At 61.4% G+C, this 1,884-nt stretch carries 3 protein-coding genes; 1 reads left to right on the forward strand and 2 read right to left on the reverse strand.

What is annotated here, in order from left to right; all coding sequences use genetic code 11:
• A partial coding sequence (locus tag AC1DX0_RS35335) for a hypothetical protein (RefSeq protein ID WP_477359080.1) occupies nt 1-247 on the reverse strand: 247 nt, incomplete at its 3' end.
• Here AC1DX0_RS35335 and AC1DX0_RS35340 point away from each other — a divergent pair.
• Nucleotides 237-1,103 (forward strand): SDR family oxidoreductase, encoded by an 867-nt coding sequence (locus AC1DX0_RS35340; protein WP_477223411.1) that lies wholly within the window; start codon nt 237-239, stop codon nt 1,101-1,103. The genes AC1DX0_RS35335 and AC1DX0_RS35340 overlap by 11 nt on opposite strands.
• 36 nt (nt 1,104-1,139) lie before the next feature.
• Here the strand turns inward: AC1DX0_RS35340 and AC1DX0_RS35345 are convergent, their stop codons facing one another.
• Nucleotides 1,140-1,844 carry an SAM-dependent methyltransferase gene (locus AC1DX0_RS35345; protein WP_477359083.1) on the reverse strand — a complete coding sequence of 235 codons (705 nt, stop codon included), beginning with the start codon at nt 1,842-1,844 and terminating at the stop codon, nt 1,140-1,142.
• Nucleotides 1,845-1,884: the final 40 nt, after the last annotated feature.

The following is a 1,884-nucleotide window of genomic DNA, read 5'->3' on the forward strand; positions in this document are numbered from 1 at the left end:
GCTGGCGCCAGCTGATGAAAGGTATTTCTCGAAGTCCGTTCACGGACAGGATTGCGCCAATCCCCCTCTCCGTCTCGGCTTCGCCGAGCCACCTCTCCCCCACATCCGTGGGGGCGAGGAGCCCAAGTTTTTGCCAGACCCTCCCCAACGTCACCATGGCTTCCCTTGGCAAGCTCTTGTATCCGGCAGCGGCGCGGGCAAGGATTGCCCAAAGAAACAATGCACGCGGAGGAAAAATGTCGCTCAAGGGAAAGACGCTGTTCATCTCCGGCGGGTCGCGTGGCATCGGGCTGGCGATCGCGCTGCGGGCCGCGCGCGACGGCGCCAATGTGACGATCGCCGCCAAGACCGCCGAGCCGCATCCGAAGCTGCCCGGCACGATCTACACCGCCGCTGAAGAGATCGAGCAGGCGGGCGGCAAGGCGCTGCCKATGTTGTGCGATATMCGCGAGGAGGCGCAGGTCGCCGAGGCGGTCGCGAAAACTGTCGAGAAATTCGGCGGCATCGATATCTGCGTCAACAATGCCAGCGCCATCCAGCTTACGGGCACGCTGGAGACCGACATGAAGCGCTACGATCTGATGCAYCAGATCAACACGCGCGGCACCTTCCTGGTKTCCAAAATGTGCATTCCGCACCTGAAGTTGGCGCAAAATCCTCACATCTTGAATCTGGCGCCGCCGCTCGACATGAAGGCCAAATGGTTCAAGAACCACGTCGCCTACACCATGGCCAAGTTCGGCATGTCGATGTGCACGCTGGGCCTGAGCGCGGAGTTCGCCAGGGACGGCATCGCGGTCAATTCGCTGTGGCCGATCTCGACCATCGACACGGCGGCCGTGCGCAATCTTCTGGGCGGTGCCATGGTAGCGGCAATGAGCCGGTCGCCCGACATCATGGCCGATGCCGCGCATGCCATCTTCATGCGGCCGTCGCGCGAAACAACAGGCAATTTCTACATCGACGAGGAAGTGCTGCGCGCCGAGGGCGTGAGCGACTTTTCGGTCTATTCACCAGGCGCGACCGGACCGCTGGCAGGCGACTTTTTTGTGCCGGACGAGGTGTTTGCCAATTCCGATACGAAGATCAGGCAAACGTTCTAGCGGGAAGGTCCCACGTTGGCTGCGATATGGATTGCATTATCCGCGAAATGCAATCCAGGCGCCCCAGAACAGGCTTGAGAAAAAGCGCAGCGGCTTCGTGAAACCCGCTGCTGCAAGCAAGGCGAACACGGCGTCTTCCGATTGCGGCGGATCGGCGCCTTGCAGGATTTTGCCGAGTTTTGTCTCGATCTCGGCCGGGGTTGCCCCATTCATGCGCCAGCGCTGAGCCCAGGCTGCCATCATTAATGGTTGCGAGGCATAGGCGTGGTAATTGCCGGCAAGGATCAACGGCGCATCCTTTTTCAAACGCGCGGCAATGTCGCCAAGGATTGCCTGCTTGGCATCATGACCAGGCAAATGATGAAGCACGCCGATCAGCATGGCTGCATCGAATGGCTGGTCTTCGGACAGGTCCGCGACAACGCCCAAAACAGGCTCCGTGCGCTCCATGAGCCCGGCGGCTGCGATGCGTGACATCGCCAGATCCAGCATGGGTTTTGACGGATCGACAGCGACGAAACTCCAGGACGGCTCCAGCTTGGCGGCTGTGATGACTTCACGCGCCGTGCCGCCGGCCCCGGCGACAAGTATGCGTGCGCTCGAGCCGGCGCCAAGCGATGCCGCGAGCATGCAGGCGGCCAGCTCATGGCACGCGTCATACCCCGCAAGCGCGATCCTGCTCTGGGTTTCGTATTCTGCGGCCCGCGAGGGGTCGAACTTGGCGGCGGCATCGACTGACATACTGTTCCAATCCGGAGCGCTTAGGCTCTCGCTATGAAGT

It is taken from the genome of Mesorhizobium sp. P3_A9, from assembly GCF_056402975.1.